Source organism: Wolbachia endosymbiont of Dactylopius coccus (genome assembly GCF_977011065.1).
On record NZ_OZ347065.1, the window covers coordinates 1,360,920 to 1,375,695 of the forward strand.

The 14,776-nt window shown below is 36.7% G+C and carries 16 protein-coding genes and 5 pseudogenes; 13 read left to right on the forward strand and 8 right to left on the reverse strand.

Features of this window, described 5'->3' with window-relative positions; all coding sequences use genetic code 11:
• Positions 1-136 precede the first annotated feature (136 nt).
• Positions 137-1,123 carry an LD-carboxypeptidase gene (locus ACWHVF_RS07370; protein WP_447933307.1) on the forward strand — a complete coding sequence of 329 codons (987 nt, stop codon included), beginning with the start codon at positions 137-139 and terminating at the stop codon, positions 1,121-1,123.
• Positions 1,124-1,309: 186 nt separating this feature from the next.
• Complete coding sequence (locus ACWHVF_RS07375) at positions 1,310-1,501, forward strand: hypothetical protein (RefSeq protein ID WP_082860916.1); 192 nt, start codon at positions 1,310-1,312, stop codon at positions 1,499-1,501.
• A gap of 85 nt (positions 1,502-1,586) precedes the next feature.
• Here the strand turns inward: ACWHVF_RS07375 and ACWHVF_RS07380 are convergent, their stop codons facing one another.
• Positions 1,587-2,834, reverse strand: a complete 1,248-nt coding sequence (locus ACWHVF_RS07380) for an IscS subfamily cysteine desulfurase (protein WP_064125023.1) — start codon at positions 2,832-2,834, stop codon at positions 1,587-1,589.
• 107 nt (positions 2,835-2,941) lie between these two features.
• On the opposite strand from ACWHVF_RS07380, the gene ACWHVF_RS07385 reads away from it, so the two are divergent.
• Both ACWHVF_RS07385 and ACWHVF_RS07390 read left to right on the forward strand, forming a co-directional pair.
• Positions 2,942-3,085, forward strand: coding sequence for a hypothetical protein (locus ACWHVF_RS07385; RefSeq protein ID WP_156488188.1), 144 nt, complete (start codon positions 2,942-2,944; stop codon positions 3,083-3,085).
• Entirely contained in the window at positions 3,082-3,222 is a 141-nt protein-coding gene (locus ACWHVF_RS07390) for a hypothetical protein (RefSeq protein ID WP_156488187.1), read from the forward strand. Before ACWHVF_RS07385 ends, ACWHVF_RS07390 begins: the two co-directional genes overlap by 4 nt.
• Positions 3,223-3,330: 108 nt before the next feature.
• Here the strand turns inward: ACWHVF_RS07390 and ACWHVF_RS07395 are convergent.
• A pseudogene (locus tag ACWHVF_RS07395) lies at positions 3,331-4,085 on the reverse strand (IS5 family transposase).
• A gap of 20 nt (positions 4,086-4,105) precedes the next feature.
• Between ACWHVF_RS07395 and ACWHVF_RS07400 the strand changes: the two are divergent.
• Positions 4,106-4,315, forward strand: coding sequence for a hypothetical protein (locus tag ACWHVF_RS07400; protein WP_447933292.1), 210 nt, complete (start codon positions 4,106-4,108; stop codon positions 4,313-4,315).
• A 473-nt stretch (positions 4,316-4,788) separates the two neighbouring features.
• On the opposite strand, the gene ACWHVF_RS07405 is transcribed toward ACWHVF_RS07400, so the two are convergent.
• The 3 genes from ACWHVF_RS07405 to rpmF are packed head-to-tail and all read right to left on the reverse strand — an operon-like array spanning position 4,789 to position 7,022.
• Positions 4,789-5,799 carry a beta-ketoacyl-ACP synthase III gene (locus tag ACWHVF_RS07405; RefSeq protein WP_064125022.1) on the reverse strand — a complete coding sequence of 337 codons (1,011 nt, stop codon included), beginning with the start codon at positions 5,797-5,799 and terminating at the stop codon, positions 4,789-4,791.
• Positions 5,792-6,829 carry a phosphate acyltransferase PlsX gene (gene plsX / locus ACWHVF_RS07410; protein ID WP_064125045.1) on the reverse strand — a complete coding sequence of 346 codons (1,038 nt, stop codon included), beginning with the start codon at positions 6,827-6,829 and terminating at the stop codon, positions 5,792-5,794. Before plsX ends, ACWHVF_RS07405 begins: the two co-directional genes overlap by 8 nt.
• A 10-nt stretch (positions 6,830-6,839) precedes the next feature.
• Positions 6,840-7,022 carry a 50S ribosomal protein L32 gene (rpmF, locus tag ACWHVF_RS07415; protein WP_082860917.1) on the reverse strand — a complete coding sequence of 61 codons (183 nt, stop codon included), beginning with the start codon at positions 7,020-7,022 and terminating at the stop codon, positions 6,840-6,842.
• 490 nt (positions 7,023-7,512) lie between these two features.
• On the opposite strand from rpmF, the gene ACWHVF_RS07420 reads away from it, so the two are divergent.
• The 4 genes from ACWHVF_RS07420 to dxr all read left to right on the forward strand — a co-directional run bounded on the left by ACWHVF_RS07420 (position 7,513) and on the right by dxr (position 10,888).
• On the forward strand, positions 7,513-8,295 hold the full coding sequence (locus ACWHVF_RS07420) for an MlaE family ABC transporter permease (RefSeq protein ID WP_064125021.1): 783 nt from the start codon (positions 7,513-7,515) through the stop codon (positions 8,293-8,295).
• A complete protein-coding gene (locus tag ACWHVF_RS07425) occupies positions 8,288-8,992 on the forward strand; it encodes an ABC transporter ATP-binding protein (protein WP_064125020.1) in 705 nt (234 codons plus the stop codon). The genes ACWHVF_RS07420 and ACWHVF_RS07425 overlap by 8 nt, the downstream gene beginning before the upstream one ends.
• Positions 8,993-9,135: 143 nt before the next feature.
• Positions 9,136-9,633 (forward strand): hypothetical protein, encoded by a 498-nt coding sequence (locus tag ACWHVF_RS07430; RefSeq protein ID WP_064125019.1) that lies wholly within the window; start codon positions 9,136-9,138, stop codon positions 9,631-9,633.
• 82 nt (positions 9,634-9,715) lie between these two features.
• Positions 9,716-10,888, forward strand: a complete 1,173-nt coding sequence (gene dxr, locus ACWHVF_RS07435; protein ID WP_064125018.1) for a 1-deoxy-D-xylulose-5-phosphate reductoisomerase — start codon at positions 9,716-9,718, stop codon at positions 10,886-10,888.
• On the opposite strand, the gene ACWHVF_RS07440 is transcribed toward dxr, so the two are convergent.
• The gene (locus ACWHVF_RS07440; RefSeq protein ID WP_447933293.1) at positions 10,848-11,039 is read right to left on the reverse strand and encodes a hypothetical protein; all 192 of its coding nucleotides are present in this window, start codon (positions 11,037-11,039) and stop codon (positions 10,848-10,850) included. The two genes, dxr and ACWHVF_RS07440, sit on opposite strands and share 41 nt — an antisense overlap.
• Before the next feature lie 20 nt (positions 11,040-11,059).
• On the opposite strand from ACWHVF_RS07440, the pseudogene ACWHVF_RS07445 reads away from it, so the two are divergent.
• The 4 pseudogenes from ACWHVF_RS07445 to ACWHVF_RS07460 form a co-directional block, all read left to right on the forward strand.
• Positions 11,060-11,811, forward strand: a pseudogene (locus tag ACWHVF_RS07445) (IS5 family transposase).
• 32 nt (positions 11,812-11,843) lie between these two features.
• A pseudogene (locus ACWHVF_RS07450) lies at positions 11,844-12,075 on the forward strand (IS4-like element ISWosp8 family transposase); the annotation flags it as partial.
• 84 nt (positions 12,076-12,159) lie between these two features.
• Positions 12,160-13,163, forward strand: a pseudogene (locus ACWHVF_RS07455) (IS630 family transposase).
• 27 nt (positions 13,164-13,190) lie between these two features.
• Positions 13,191-13,507, forward strand: a pseudogene (locus ACWHVF_RS07460) (IS4-like element ISWosp8 family transposase); the annotation flags it as partial.
• Positions 13,508-13,653: 146 nt separating this feature from the next.
• On the opposite strand, the gene ACWHVF_RS07465 reads toward ACWHVF_RS07460, so the two are convergent.
• Both ACWHVF_RS07465 and ACWHVF_RS07470 read right to left on the reverse strand, forming a co-directional pair.
• Positions 13,654-13,797 carry a hypothetical protein gene (locus ACWHVF_RS07465; RefSeq protein WP_156488241.1) on the reverse strand — a complete coding sequence of 48 codons (144 nt, stop codon included), beginning with the start codon at positions 13,795-13,797 and terminating at the stop codon, positions 13,654-13,656.
• A gap of 6 nt (positions 13,798-13,803) precedes the next feature.
• Positions 13,804-14,706, reverse strand: a complete 903-nt coding sequence (locus tag ACWHVF_RS07470; RefSeq protein WP_064125530.1) for a hypothetical protein — start codon at positions 14,704-14,706, stop codon at positions 13,804-13,806.
• Between the last annotated feature and the right edge of the window lie 70 nt (positions 14,707-14,776).

Sequence of the window (14,776 nt, forward strand, 5' to 3'; positions counted from 1 at the left end):
ATCCCAGTGCCCAGACACTGGGATCCAGCTTCTATGCAACTTAATTAAAAACGTTTGTTTTAGCGTAAGACAACTACCTTTAGCTCATCAGCTCAGTTATAAGCAAAATTTCTGGATTCCAGTGTCAAGCACTGGAATGACACCATTTGCTGTCTTCAAAAATGAATGTTCGTACAGCTATGGTGCTAACACAGGTATTCATGCAATCGACCGAGTTGATATTATTGCTCCTTCTTCCAAGGGAAAAGAATCAGATCTGACTACTATAAAAGAATATGTAGAAGCTTCGGATTTTAATCCCCATATTTCGGAAAAAATATATAGTAATGACAATCCATTTTATTCCAACTCTGATGAATTCAGAGCAAATGATCTGGTTAGTGCACTAACTAATGATAGTAAAATAATTTGGTGTATCAGAGGAGGAGAAGGGGCTTCTCGGTTAATTCCCTATCTAGAAAAGTTACCCAATGATAAAAAAGAAAGGATTGCTCAAAACAAAAAAATCCTCATAGGCTATAGCGATATAACTGCCTTGCACATCTATCTACAAGCTAAATATGATTGGCAAACTCTTCACGGCACCATGTTGGAAATGATAGTAAATAGCTCCGTTTCTGAAAGCTCTGTTGAAAAATTGAAAGAGTTAATTCTTAGCAAGCGGGATTCTATCAGATTTGATAACCTAAAGATGATAAACAATGGCATTAGACTAAAAGATGGCAAATTAGAGTCTAAAGTCATCGGTGGTAATATGACTTTAGTTGAAAATAGTATAGGAACTACTTGGCAAATAAATGCAAAAGGTAAAATTCTATTTTTAGAGGACATAAGAGTTTACCCATACGCAATAGAGCGCAGTTTAGATCACCTAAAACAAGCTCACATTTTTGATGGAGTGCATGCAGTAATCTTTGGGGATTTTGTTAACTGTTATAATGATAATCTTGTTGAAGTTGTAAAAGAAAGGTTTGCAAAAAGTGTTAACTTTCCTGTATTTACAATGAAAGGAGTAGGCCATGGACATACAAATGACCCTTTACCTCTTAACACTCACACTATTATTAGCGTTCAAGACGAAAAAGAAGGTTTGTTTTTTATGGATGTGCAGAATGTTAGCTAATCTTATAGCTAATGCGAGCTCTACGTCATGCCGCCGCGGTATCTATTAGCCGCTAACACGTACTTAACCGTCATACCGCCGCGGCGCTAACAAAGCGGGATGACGAGTCATTATACCGCCGCGAACCGTCATACCGTCACGGTATCCACAACTGTACGAACGTTGTGATTTTGGCCCATCAGGAGGGTGTCATCCCAGTCTGGGATCCAGCTTCTATGCAACTTAATTAAAAACGTTTGTTTTAGCGTAAGACAACTACCTTTAGCTCATCAGCTCAGTTATAAGCAAAATTTCTGGATTCCAGTGTCAAGCACTGGAATGACACCATTTGCTGTGCAATTTACCTTCAAAAACGAATGTTCGTACAGCTATGAGTGAGATCAAAGAATTGCAGAATTAAGTGTGAATGGTTACAGAGTAATTTCAAAGTGCATTTGCAGTTGGACTCGCTGAATGGATATATTTAATGAAAGTCCCATTTCACGGTGTTCAAATCTACTCCTTCTTGTACCATCTCCCAAAGTGGGCTCATTTCTCTCAATCGGCCAACATTTTTAGCAACAAGATCTGCTGCGTACAAAACTTCTTCTTTAGTTGTAAATCGGCCTAGGCCAAATCTAATTGATGAATGCTCAAGGTCATGACCATTATTTAGCGACCGTATGACATAGGAAGGCTCAAGAGACGCAGACGTGCACGCAGAACCAGAACTTACTGCTAAATCCTTGATTGCCATGATAAGAGACTCACCCTCAACATAGGGAAAGCTCAAGTTTAGATTGCCAGGAATCCTATTTTCATAGTCACCATTTAAAACGATATCAGGAAATGCTTCTTTTATCTTATTGTACAAAATATCTCTCAGTCCTTCCAATTTGCTTGCTTCTGGTTCCATTTCTTCTTTAGCAATACGTGCCGCTTCACCAAAACCAACTGCAAGAGGTGTTGGAATTGTTCCAGAACGCATACCTCTTTCTTGTCCACCACCACTAATCAATGGTATCAGCCTAACACGAGGATTCTTTCTACGGACATATAATGCGCCCATTCCCATAGGTCCATAAATTTTGTGGCTAGAGAGACTCATAAGATCGATGCACATCTCATTAACATCAATTGGAACTTTTCCAAAGCTTTGAGCTGCATCTGTATGGAAAAATATATTATGCTTTCTGCATATTTTACCAATCTCCTTTACAGGCTGAATTACTCCGATTTCATTATTTACCATCATCACTGAAACCAGGATTGTTTTATCAGTAATTGCTTCCTCAAGCTTTAATAAATCTATAATTCCGTTTTGCTTAACAGGCAAATATGTAACTTTAAAGCCTTCATTTTCCAGATGCCGACAAGAATCCAGAACACACTTATGCTCCGTGCAGACAGTTATTATATGATTTCCTTTATTTTTGTAAAAGTGAGCAACGCCCTTGATTGCTGTATTATTTGACTCAGTTGCACCTGAGGTAAAGATAATTTCTTTGCTATCTGCGTTCACCAGATCAGCGATGTGTTTCCTTGCTCTTTCCACTGCTTCTTCAGCAGTCCAACCAAATGAATGGCTGCGAGAGTGTGCATTACTAAATTCACCAAAATAAGGTATCATTACCTCCAAAACACGGGGATCCACTTTAGTAGTAGATTGATAATCAAGAAATATTGGTAATTTTATTTTAGTATCATGTATTTTCTTACTTTCAACATTCATAAAGCTACCACAGAGACAAAATTTACAACTATTTAATAGCACTAAAACTTAATTTTTTCAAGGTATAATCTTACATCAACAAACATTGTCACCAAAGGGATGTGTGTATGACGCTGGTTCACCCTGTGACGGTGTCATTCCAGCGCCCAGAACTGGGATCCAGGAATTTTATTAAGTATAAAAGTAGCCGTTTTATGTTAAAATATAACGTTTTGATGATTATGAAAAAGTTGGATTCCAGACTGGAATGACAGCAGTACTACGTCATACCGCCGCGGTATCTCTTAACATAGATCCCGCTAACAAGCAGCGGGATGACGGTTGTCAGGGCCAGCGCCCCTATGATGTCATTCAAGTAGCTGACACTGGGATCCAGTTTTTAATTTAACGTAATCAAGAACGTTGTAACCACTTTCTATGTTAGTTTACAAGCAAACTTTCCTGGATCCCAGTGTCTGGGCACTGGGATGACACCCTAGGCTCTGTGGACAAAATTTTAGAGAAGCCATATGAGAGCTCCAACAAAATTTAGAAATCCCATGTAAACCTCTGCGGTCTTGTCAAATCTGGAAAAAATGCGCCTAAAATTTTTAATTTTACCGAAAAAGCACTCAATCAAATGACGTTCTTTATAAATATGCTCATCATAGTATCTTTGCACTTTTCGATTCCTTTTTGATGGAATTACGATTTCACATTTCCTGTTTTCAAGGCTGACCACAAAAGCATTGCTGTCATAACCCTTATCAGCTACTACAATGAGGAGTTATAGACATTTTTTGTTAATACTTCAGCTTGTGTAATTTCATTCTTCTGGCCAGGAGTAAGTATAAATTTTAAAGGATTTCCCAATGCATCAACAAGTGCATGAATTTTAGTCGTAAAGCCACCTTTACTTCGCCCTAAAGCCTCTTGATCCTTCGAATCTTTTGTATATCCAGCCGAACATGGATGGGCTCTAATGATCGTACCGTCGATTATGACGGCTTCTAAATCTGGCTCTTGTTTTGTGTACTCCAATAAATTTTTCCAAATACCCCTTTCGCACCATCTCTTAAATCGTTTGTGTATACTTCTGTAATTGCCATAGATTTTCGGCAAAAGTCGCCATTGGCAACCACTTCGCGCCATATACCACACTGCTTCTATGAATATTCTTAAACGTTTTTCGTCTTTACTATGCATTCCTTTTATGCCTTTTATGAATTCTAAAATTTGTTTCCAATTTCTTTCTTTTATATAATATTCCATTCGGTAGTTTCTCCATTTTTATGTTCATTTGGTTAAACTACCACTTTTTTTCTCCCTCTTCATATTTTTTGTCCACAGAGCCTAGTAGAAATCGTTTTTGTAATTGCAACATTCGTGCAATCTTTAGCCATAAATATTTAAGAAATTTACCAAATGAAAAAAAAGGCAAAAGAAGCCCTGGTCATTGTCTATTTTCAGTATTGGCGTTTTTTTATGTTTTAAACGTTTAATAACCGCGATTCAGCTGCTTTTAAATGCAACTAACCTTAGCTTTAATGTTTAAGAAATTTACCAGGCAGAAAAAAAAGACAAAGAATCCCCGGAGTAGCTAGTTATTCCACTCTTTATTTTAAAATTTGACGTTGGGTGATGTCTTAAACGCTTTATAAGCGCTTTTCAGCTTATATAGGTAAAAACCCAGAAATGTTGTGAAGACATAAGGTGCACATAGTGCAAAAAATTAAAAATAAGACGCCAACTACGTTGTTTTCTTGCTGTTTAATCTGCACAGATGAAGATAACTGAATACCTTCAGTTTCATGATAAGGGGGCTGGCGGAGTTTGTCAAGTAGGTTTTTTGTATCTTAACTTAGATGTACAGTCCCAGAGTGTGATGGTAAGGATTTAGTATAAACAATTCAGGAGCACTGAGAACATATAAATTCAAAAGGAGTAAGACCATTACAGGTATAATGCAGGAAGTCTAATAGCGCAGCAACACGGAACCCCATGTGAGACCTGCACCTATTGCAATCAGCAGTGCCAGGTTTCCTGATTTTATTTTTGATTCTTGTATTGCATAATCTAAGGCTAGTGGAATTGATGCCGCTGAGGTGTTTGCATGCTTATCAACGGTATTAATCACTTTCTCTATAGGAAAATCTAATTTCTTTACTACTGCTTCAATAATACGAATGTTTGCTTGATGAGGAATTAACCAGTCAATATCAGTGATTTTCAAATTATTGCATTTCAGAGTTTCCTCTACTGAGGCTGTTAACTTATCCACTGCATGTTTAAACACTTCTCTTCCATTCATGCATATTTTTCCAGAATCACCAGTTGAGGATATCCCTCCGTTCGTACATAATATGTTCACATTGCCATCAGAATATAGGCTAGTTGAAATTATACCTTTTGTAACCCCCTTCTCTGCCACCCAAGTATCAGCATCATTTGTTGGAATGACGTTAAAATGACATGCTGATTTCATTATTACTGCACCAGCACCATCACCAAAGAGTACACAAGTTGACCTATCTTCCCAGTCAACAATCCTAGACATTATTTCAGCACCAATAACGAGCGCATATTTAATTCTATTGTTAGATTTTATGAGCGAATCAGCAACTGTAACTGCATATATAAAACCAGAGCATGCTGCTTGTACATCAAAAGAAAATGCATTTTTACATTTTAACTTACTTTGTACAATCGTTGCACAGCTAGGCAAAGTTTTATCAGGTGTTGTTGTTGCAACTACAATTAAATCAATTTCATCCACTGAAATTTTAGCTTTTTCTATAGCACTTTTTGCTGCATTTACAGCTAGATCTGACGTTAATTCTCCTTCATCTGCTATATGCCTTTGAACTATTCCTGTTCTCTGCCTTATCCATTCATCGCTTGTCTCAACTATCGATGCAATTTCGTTGTTACTCAACGTTTTTCTTGGTAGGTAAGATCCAGTGCTTAATATGAAACTTTTATTCAATATGACTTACCCCGTTAATTATCTTTTGATTTAAATTTTCACTAATTGCATTTACTGCAAATTTTATAGCATGGGCAAAAGAAATAGCATCAGAATTTCCATGACTTTTAATGATGATACCATTCAGCCCTAAAAACATAGCTCCACTTCTAATTTTGGGATTAAAACGCGTTAATGCTTTATTTAGTTTAGATTTTAACAATATACCAACAAGCATCTTTGTTGCCCATGAGCTCAGTACTTCCTGCTTTATTAGATTGATAAAGGTACTAGCGGTTGCCTCAGCCGTTTTGAGCATTACATTGCCAACAAAACCATCAGCAACAATCACATCTATATTACCCTCTAAAAATTCACTTGCCTCTATATACCCTTTGAAATTAATGCCTGGAGCGTTTTTAAGCAACTCAAAAGCGCCGCGCACTGAGTCAGTACCTTTCACCTCTTCTGTGCCGATATTCAGCAAAGCAACCTCAGGATTGTCAATTTTTAGCGCTACTTTTGCAAATATGCTTCCCATTAATGCAAATTGGAATAACGAATCGGCATTACAATCGACATTTGCACCAAGGTCAAGCAAAGCGAAGCTTTTTGTCTTAGTTGGACAGATAGAGACAATAGCAGGACGATAAATATTTGGTAATGTTCCTAAAACAAATCTGGAAATTGCCATCAACGCTCCGGTGTTGCCTGAAGATACCACTCCGAAAGCTTTACCTTCTTTCACTGCAACAATTGCAGCTTTCATACTTGAGTCTTTACGATGTCTCAGTGCAAAAGATGGCTTATCATTTGCAAGAATATTGTCAGAACAATGAGTAAATTCAGAATTGTTACTTACTTTTTTATATTTCAAAAGCAAAGGAGATACTTCTTCCTTATCTCCATAAATATGAAAAAAAACTTTAATGCCTGAGTCAACAAGGTTGTCTAAAAAAAAACCAGCACCCTGAATTACGGAAAGAGGCGCAAAATCGCCCCCCATAGCGTCAAGTGCAATAACTATATTATTATTGACCGTAGATAACATATCATAATAGTCATTCTGCCTGTTGCTTAATGAAAACTCGTTTCCCTTTGTAACTGCCATCGACTGCTACATTGTGAGGCAACATGAATTCCCCAGTTGTTGAACATACCACAACATTCTTAGGCTGGATAGCATGATGAGAACGATGCATATTACGCCTTGACTTTGACTTTTTTCTTTTTGGAACTGCCAAAACTTCCTCCATTCTACTACAAAATTCAATTCATTAGTAACATGTTTTTTACAGGAAGTAAACAGGGATAGTAAAATAAGTAAGGTTTGCTTATGTAATTTAAGTTATAAATCCTTCTTGCGAAGCTTGCAATTTATACAAACATTTGCTTTTGCAGGCAGTCCATTAAATTCTGGAGTCAATTTTACCTCAAGCACAATGGTGTCATCCCAGTGCCCAGACACTGGGATCCAGGAAACTTGATTACAAAAAACATATCATACAGCGTTTTGATTAAATTGTGTAGAAACTGGATTCCAGCGTCACGCGCTGGAATGACATCATTTGCTATGCAAATTGCTTTCAGAAAGATAAACGTTCGTATAGTTGTGTGCGATATAAGGTAAAGTTACGTTAGCTATTGAACTTAAAACATATCTCAGCTATACTTTGCGATAAAGTTAATAAAAATTTTAATAAAATCAGTAACTCTAGCTAAAATGAATACAAAGTGAGCTTTTTTGATATAAATAGTGTTAGAATAATTGGTAGGTACTTTATCAATTTTTTGTTAAGGCTTGGTAGTGCATTCATATTTTTTATTCAATCTCTATACCACTGCCTTGTGCCGCCATATTATTTTAGCAACGTAGCAAGACAAATTATAGAGATAGGCTTTTTCTCTCTGCCAATTGTTGGGCTTGCTGGAGTTTTCATAGGAGCGGCGATAGTTTTACAAAGCAGCTTGAGTGACTCATTAATTAACCAAGAGCAGATAATACCCAAACTTGTTACGATCACTGTCATTAAAGAGTTAGGACCAGTTTTGATCAGCTTAATAATGGTAGGAAAGGTTGGATCATCAGTTGCAGCAGAAATTGGTACAATGCGCATCACCGAGCAAATAGATGCACTTACAACTTTGAATATCAACCCTTTTAAATATTTAATTGCACCAAGGATTTTAGCGTCAATCATAGTATTTCCCATACTTACAGTATGTGCAGATTTAATAGGAATATTTGGAGGATGTATCACTGCAGTCTTCGAATTTAACCACAATTTAAATATATACATTAAACACACAGCTCAGTTCTTTAATACGTACGATTTTATAACTGGGCTAATAAAAGCAACTGCATTTGGCGCAATAATTTCTGTCTCAAGTTGCTATTACGGTTACCATTGCAAAGAAGGTGCACGAGGAGTAGGTGTTGCTACAACATCAACTGTTGTTTTATCGTCCATGCTGATCATTTTAGCAAACTACATGATTACTTTGATACATGCGTAACCCCATAATATCAATATTGAACTTAAGCTTATCTTTTGATGATAGGACAGTACTAAAAGATCTAAATTTTGATATATCGAAAGGGGAATCATTAGTCATACTTGGCGGCTCAGGGAGCGGCAAGTCTGTATTAACAAAAACAATCATTGGCTTGCTGGCGCCAGACTCAGGGTCTGTTAAAATAAATAGTAAAAGCAAAAATAAATTTGGGGTTTTATTTCAAAATTCCGCTTTATTTGACTACGTTACAGTGTGGGAAAATATATCTTTTAATTATAAAAAGCGCTTTAATATCAGCAAAAAGGAGGCAAAACAGCTAACAATCGAGAAATTAAATGATGTTGGACTGGAGGAAAACATAGCAGATATGTTTCCAATAGAGCTATCAGGCGGAATGAAAAAAAGAGTAGCACTTGCAAGGGCGATTGCACACAATCCAGAAATCATTATTTTGGATGAACCAACTTCAGGATTGGACCCAATTATGTCAGATATAGTAAACGAGATAATAATAAAATTATCTAAAGACTTTAACCCTACAATTATCACGATTACACATGATATTCATAGCGCATTTAAAATAGCTGATAAAATAGCAGTATTATATGAAGGGGAGATCATTTCCCATGGAACTGTTCAGGGAATACAAAATACTAATAACGAATATATAAAAAAATTCATTCGTTATATAAGGTAGCAGACATTGGAATTCGGATTTTTTTCAAACTGGGTCCTATATAAGATGATAGAAATTGTTTGTATTAGCTATATTCAAAAGCTCTATTGATATTTTGCAATATTTGTGATAAAATAATAGCTTAAGGTTGAGAGTAAAAATTTATGAGTGAAGCTCAAGGTCCAAATATTGCAGAATGGCAAGCACAGCAGCAACACCAAGAAGCCGCTGGTGAGAAAAGTGGTTTTGGTCTTGGTCATAGTGACTCTGTTTCAACAGTCGTGGATGGAATGAAATGGTTATTCAACTTTCATGAAGGGGCGATTGCTGCTTATAGTAACGTGTTTGAAAGTTTGGTGAGTGGCAGTAGTCTAGTAACACTGTTTGGAAAATCAGGTAATATGCTTGGCATAAAATTTCTTGAAAGCCTTGGAGAACATTTTTCAGGTGGAGGTGGGGAAGATATGCCATCAGAAGGAATGGATATGGCTCATGGTGATGATGGACATCACTCAGATGATTACCCTCATGCCAATAACGAAATAGCTCATAATGCTGATGGTTTGCAAGACATGCATGATGCAGGTGATCACCATGGTCAATCTTTTTCACCTGGTCCTTCACCATCTGTTGGCGATGACCACGGGCATGAACTTGGTTAAACGCTTAAAAACTGCTGAATAGTATGCGAGAAGGCCTAATAAGAAAAGTTGCTGTTGTTATAATTAACATGAGTTTGTCTTAGTGAAAAAGGTTTCAGTTTTAGGGTCAACAGGAAGTGTTGGAAAAAAGACTGTAGATTTGCTCTCAAAGAGAAAAGAAGAATACCAAGTGGAAGCACTAAGTGCCCATTCGAACTTTGCTCTACTGGCACACCAAGCAAAGCTGCTGAATGCAAAATATGTTGCTATCTCCGATGAAAAGTTTTACAAAGATTTAAGAGAAAACCTACTTGGTACAGATGTAAAAATAGCAATTGGCGCTGAAGGTCTAGTAAATGTTGCTTCCCTACCCGTTGATCTCTCAGTTATTGCAATAGTTGGTATTGCAGGCCTTGGGCCAGTTATAGAAGTCATAGAAAGTGGCACTAAAGTCATTGCACTAGCGAACAAAGAAAGCATTGTTTGCGGTGGAAAGTTATTACTCAAAAAAGCTAAAGAAAAAAACGTACAAATAATCCCTATCGACTCTGAACACAATGCAATTTTTCAAATTTTGCAAAATGACGACAAATGCGTAGAAAAGATCATACTTACTGCTTCTGGTGGACCATTCTTAAATTATAGCCTTGAGCAATTAAGAAATGTTATGGTAGATAGGGCGCTTAGTCACCCCACTTGGAATATGGGAAAGAAAATCTCGGTTGATAGCGCAACAATGATGAATAAGGCACTAGAGATAATAGAAGCACATAACTTGTTTAACATCAGCCCGGATAAAATTGAAGCAATAGTGCATCCTGAGTCAATAGTACATGGAATTGTAACTTATAAGGATGGGTTCAACTTTGCTGTGCTTGCAGAAACTGACATGGCAATTCCTATTTCATATACTTTGTCTTGGCCGGAAAGATCAGCTTTAAATCGTAAATTAGATTTAACAAAGCAAGGAAAATTGACCTTTCAAGAACCAGACCATAAGCGTTTTCCTGCGCTAAAGCTTAGCATGGCAGTGTTAAACTCTTCTGCTCCACAAACAAACAGTATTGTGCTCAATGCTGCAAATGAAATAGCTGTTAATGAATTTTTGAAGTCACGAATTGGCTTTTTAAAAATAGTAGAGATAGTGGAATCAACAATGGAAAGTTTTGATAGTTACACTGATATTAATTCACTATCTGATATAATAAATATTGATTGTGAAAGTCGTATTATTGCTAATAAAATCGTTGAAAGTAAAGTTGTTGCGTATAGCTAGAGTAATGTAACCAGACTGCATTCTGTGATTTTAGCAAAACACGATCTTTCATTTGAGCTTTCTTCAATTTAAAATAAATACAGAAACTAGGCTCTGTGGACAAAAAATATGAAGAGGGAGAAAAAAAGTGGTAGTTTAACCAAATGAACATAAAAATGGAGAAACTACCGAATGGAATATTATATAAAAGAAAGAAATTGGAAACAAATTTTAGAATTCATAAAAGGCATAAAAGGAATGCATAGTAAAGACGAAAAACGTTTAAGAATATTCATAGAAGCAGTGTGGTATATGGCGCGAAGTGGTTGCCAATGGCGACTTTTGCCGAAAATCTATGGCAATTACAGAAGTATACACAAACGATTTAAGAGATGGTGCGAAAGGGGTATTTGGAAAAATTTATTGGAGTACACAAAACAAGAGCCAGATTTAGAAGCCGTCATAATCGACGGTACGATCATTAGAGCCCATCCATGTTCGGCTGGATATACAAAAGATTCGAAGGATCAAGAGGCTTTAGGGCGAAGTAAAGGTGGCTTTACGACTAAAATTCATGCACTTGTTGATGCATTGGGAAATCCTTTAAAATTTATACTTACTCCTGGCCAGAGGAATGAAATTACACAAGCTGAAGTATTACAAAAAATGTCTATAACTCCATTGTAGTAGCTGATAAGGGTTATGACAGCAATGCTTTTGTGGTCAGCCTTGAAAACAGGAAATGTGAAATCGTAATTCCATCAAAAAGGAATCGAAAAGTGCAAAGATACTATGATGAGCATATTTATAAAGAACGTCATTTGATTGAGTGCTTTTTCGGTAAAATTAAAAATTTTAGGCGCATTTTTTCCAGATTTGACAAGACCGCAGAGGTTTACATGGGATTTCTAAATTTTGTTGGAGCTCTCATATGGCTTCTCTAAAATTTTGTCCACAGAGCCTAGCTATCTTCAAAAATTATGATTTGGGAGTAGATTTTATTTTTCGCTTGCAAAAAAGAAATTATAGCAAGCTATGGGAACAAATTTTATCTGGAGAATTAGATTTTGATTTTATATTAGAAAATGAAAAGCTAAAAAATAAAATGAAAGGACAGAAAGTAAGAGTTATAGTGCTGACATTAGCTAACGGAGAAACAGAGCTTTTTGATCGAGACTTTGGAAGATATCAGTAAAGCTTATGTATTAATACCAATTCCCATTACACGGCAAACAGATAGACAATAATAGAAGACAAGCCATAATGAAATAAGTGAAATAGTCGAGGTATAAATGGCACTAAGATCAAAATTATTGGATGAAGAAGTAGTAAAATCAGCAAAAAAAATGCTGAAGAAAGTAAGGAACAATGCATATGTTGCAAAAAAACTAAATGCTGTAATTGCAGCAAAAAAGCATAGTATAACGGCTGTAGCAAAAATATATTGCATTTCAAGAAGCGCACTAACTTCGTGGATAAAACTCTTGAAATTAGGCAGAGAAGAAAAATTGTTTGCTCCTCCACAACGGCGTAGAAAAACTAAATTAAATCAGGCTCAACTACAGCAAGTTGAAGCATGGGTAGGAGAAAATCCTAATATTACCATTAAAGAAATGAGAATAAGAATCCAGGAAAAGTTCGGCTTAAATATTAGCAAATCTACAGTACACCGCTATATGCAAAAGATGAAATTCTCTTATATTACACCAAGACCAGTACACAATGTACAAGATAAAAGAAAACAAGAGGAATTCAAAAAAAAATCTCAACGAAGTTATTGGCAAGTATCCTGAAAAAGAGCTGTTTTTCTTCGATGAATCGCGGTTTGGCACACATTCAAAAGTTGGACACGGGTGGTTTAAAAAAGGCACTAGGACTCGGGTTAAAATAAAATTAGGTAGGCATAATTTTTATCTTTACAGTGCAGTTAACCCTGAAAATGGAGAAAGTTCCAGTTTGCTTGCACCAAACGTTAATACTGATTGCATGAATGTATTTCTTGAGCAAATGTCGCAATATCTGGGGACACGAAAGGCTTTTCTCGTTATGGACTGTGCTAGTTGGCATAAGTCAAAAAATTTAAAGGTACCTAAAAATATTGAGATTATATACCTACCTCCATATTCACCTGACTGTCGAGAGGCTTTGGTTGTATGTAAAACAGAACATTTTGCGCAATAAAATATACGATACTATTGCTTTGCTTGAGAGTGCTTTGTGTAAATTTATTACTTCTCTTACCTACTCCACAATTAAACAACTCTGCTATGTATCCTATTTGACTGCACAACAATGAGAATTGGTATAAGGTGGCACATAGAGGAAACGACTCAAAGTAGGAGCAGAGTTAGAGAATTTTTCTGGAGAGGCTGTATTACAAGAATTTTGGGCAAACTTGGTCATGTGCAATATATTATCGCTTCATATGTGTGATGCATAAGGGCCTTCCCAGATCAAATTGCTGAGAAATTTTTCAGTTTTATTTGGTGTGATGAGGCAATCAAGTGCTTGTTGCACCAAAAAACTTTCAAGCCCTTTTTAAGTATACGCGCTAAAGTTAAGATCCGACCGGGAAGATTGTATAGCCGCGATAAAGTAGATAAGCCTAAACGCCATCATGTCTTTAGGAGAGTTTGCTAATGAAGGTTCTTAAGTTGACGCCATTGACTGTTCTCCCTCGTCATACCGTCATGGTATCTCTAGATCCCGCTAACAAGCAGCGGGATGACGAGGTTATCGTCATGCCACCGCAGACCGTCATACCGTCACGGTATCTCTAGATACCGCTAACAAGCAGCGGGATGACGGAAAAAGAGGTCCCAGTGTCGGGGCACTGGGATGACAGGAGAAGGGGTTACTTTGATGACACCTTGACAACCGTCATCCCGCTGCTTGTTAGTGCCGCGGCGGTATGACGTAGGAAAACCCAACCTGTACTAGCAAACGTATTCTGATTGATAATTTTCAGACCGCTGTGTTGCATTAGGATTATCAAATTCACTACAAGGAGGAGCACTTGGAACAGAGTTAGGATCTTGAGAAGAGTAAGGAGGAGGTGATCCATAATCCCTAACCGCTTTTTCAGCCTTCTCAATATCATCTGATTCTTTCTCATGCTTCATATGAAAAGCTAAACCACCGGCAAAACATACGAGAGAGTTAACGCCAAGGATAACTAAACCCCACACTGGTAAGACTGGGTAGACAGCGCAAGCTATCAAAGCTGCTAAAGAAATAGCGCTAACCGCAAATTCTATATTCCTAAGCATCTTAAGCTTATTATCAAGATAATCTATTTTTTCTTCTTTTCTAGCCGCTTTTCTGCTGCTGTTATACCAAAAACACATACCAGTATGGAAAGCAACACACACAACTGCAGCTACCATACCTAAGGCTAATAGCTTTCTACTGTCTTCCGAGTCTTTTTTCTTATCTTCTCTACTTTGATAGTTATTATTACCATAGTTAATATTTGTTATATTATTAACCGTAGTGTGACCACGCCCACCGAATAAAGAATTAATCCAGCATTGTAATAGTAAACAATCCCAAAAACTTAAGCCTTCATCTCGTGTATTCGCATATATAACTTGAGGGCCTGTAGTTTGCCCGTTATTCCCCGCATTATATTGATTGCTTCCGCTTCTTGTATTGTGCCTACTGCTTGAGTTTGAACTTGTAGTAAAATTTTCATACGCATTTTTAAAATTCTCCTCACTCCAATTTGTGGTGTTTTGCGTATTACAAAATTCCAAAAACCTTTCAACATTACTGTTACCACCTGATTTTTTTATATAGGCTAACGCATACCTTTTTAAAACACTATCACTTGCTACCATAAATACCCTCTTACATTAAGATTAAATTAATAAACATTTATTATAACAAAGTAGTGTCTTCTTGTCAATT

What these genes read in the sequence shown, in the direction of transcription:
- ACWHVF_RS07440 (WP_447933293.1), bottom strand. Translation starts at nt 11,039, where the DNA reads ATGTTCATTTGGTTAAACTACCACTTTTTTTCTCCCTCTTCATATTTT.
- ACWHVF_RS07430 (WP_064125019.1), top strand. Translation starts at nt 9,136, where the DNA reads ATGAGTGAAGCTCAAGGTCCAAATATTGCAGAATGGCAAGCACAGCAG.
- ACWHVF_RS07370 (WP_447933307.1), top strand. Translation starts at nt 137, where the DNA reads ATGACACCATTTGCTGTCTTCAAAAATGAATGTTCGTACAGCTATGGT.
- ACWHVF_RS07380 (WP_064125023.1), bottom strand. Translation starts at nt 2,834, where the DNA reads ATGAATGTTGAAAGTAAGAAAATACATGATACTAAAATAAAATTACCA.
- ACWHVF_RS07390 (WP_156488187.1), top strand. Translation starts at nt 3,082, where the DNA reads ATGACAGCAGTACTACGTCATACCGCCGCGGTATCTCTTAACATAGAT.
- ACWHVF_RS07400 (WP_447933292.1), top strand. Translation starts at nt 4,106, where the DNA reads ATGTTCATTTGGTTAAACTACCACTTTTTTTCTCCCTCTTCATATTTT.
- plsX (WP_064125045.1), bottom strand. Translation starts at nt 6,829, where the DNA reads ATGTTATCTACGGTCAATAATAATATAGTTATTGCACTTGACGCTATG.
- ACWHVF_RS07385 (WP_156488188.1), top strand. Translation starts at nt 2,942, where the DNA reads ATGACGCTGGTTCACCCTGTGACGGTGTCATTCCAGCGCCCAGAACTG.
- ACWHVF_RS07425 (WP_064125020.1), top strand. Translation starts at nt 8,288, where the DNA reads ATGCGTAACCCCATAATATCAATATTGAACTTAAGCTTATCTTTTGAT.
- ACWHVF_RS07470 (WP_064125530.1), bottom strand. Translation starts at nt 14,706, where the DNA reads ATGGTAGCAAGTGATAGTGTTTTAAAAAGGTATGCGTTAGCCTATATA.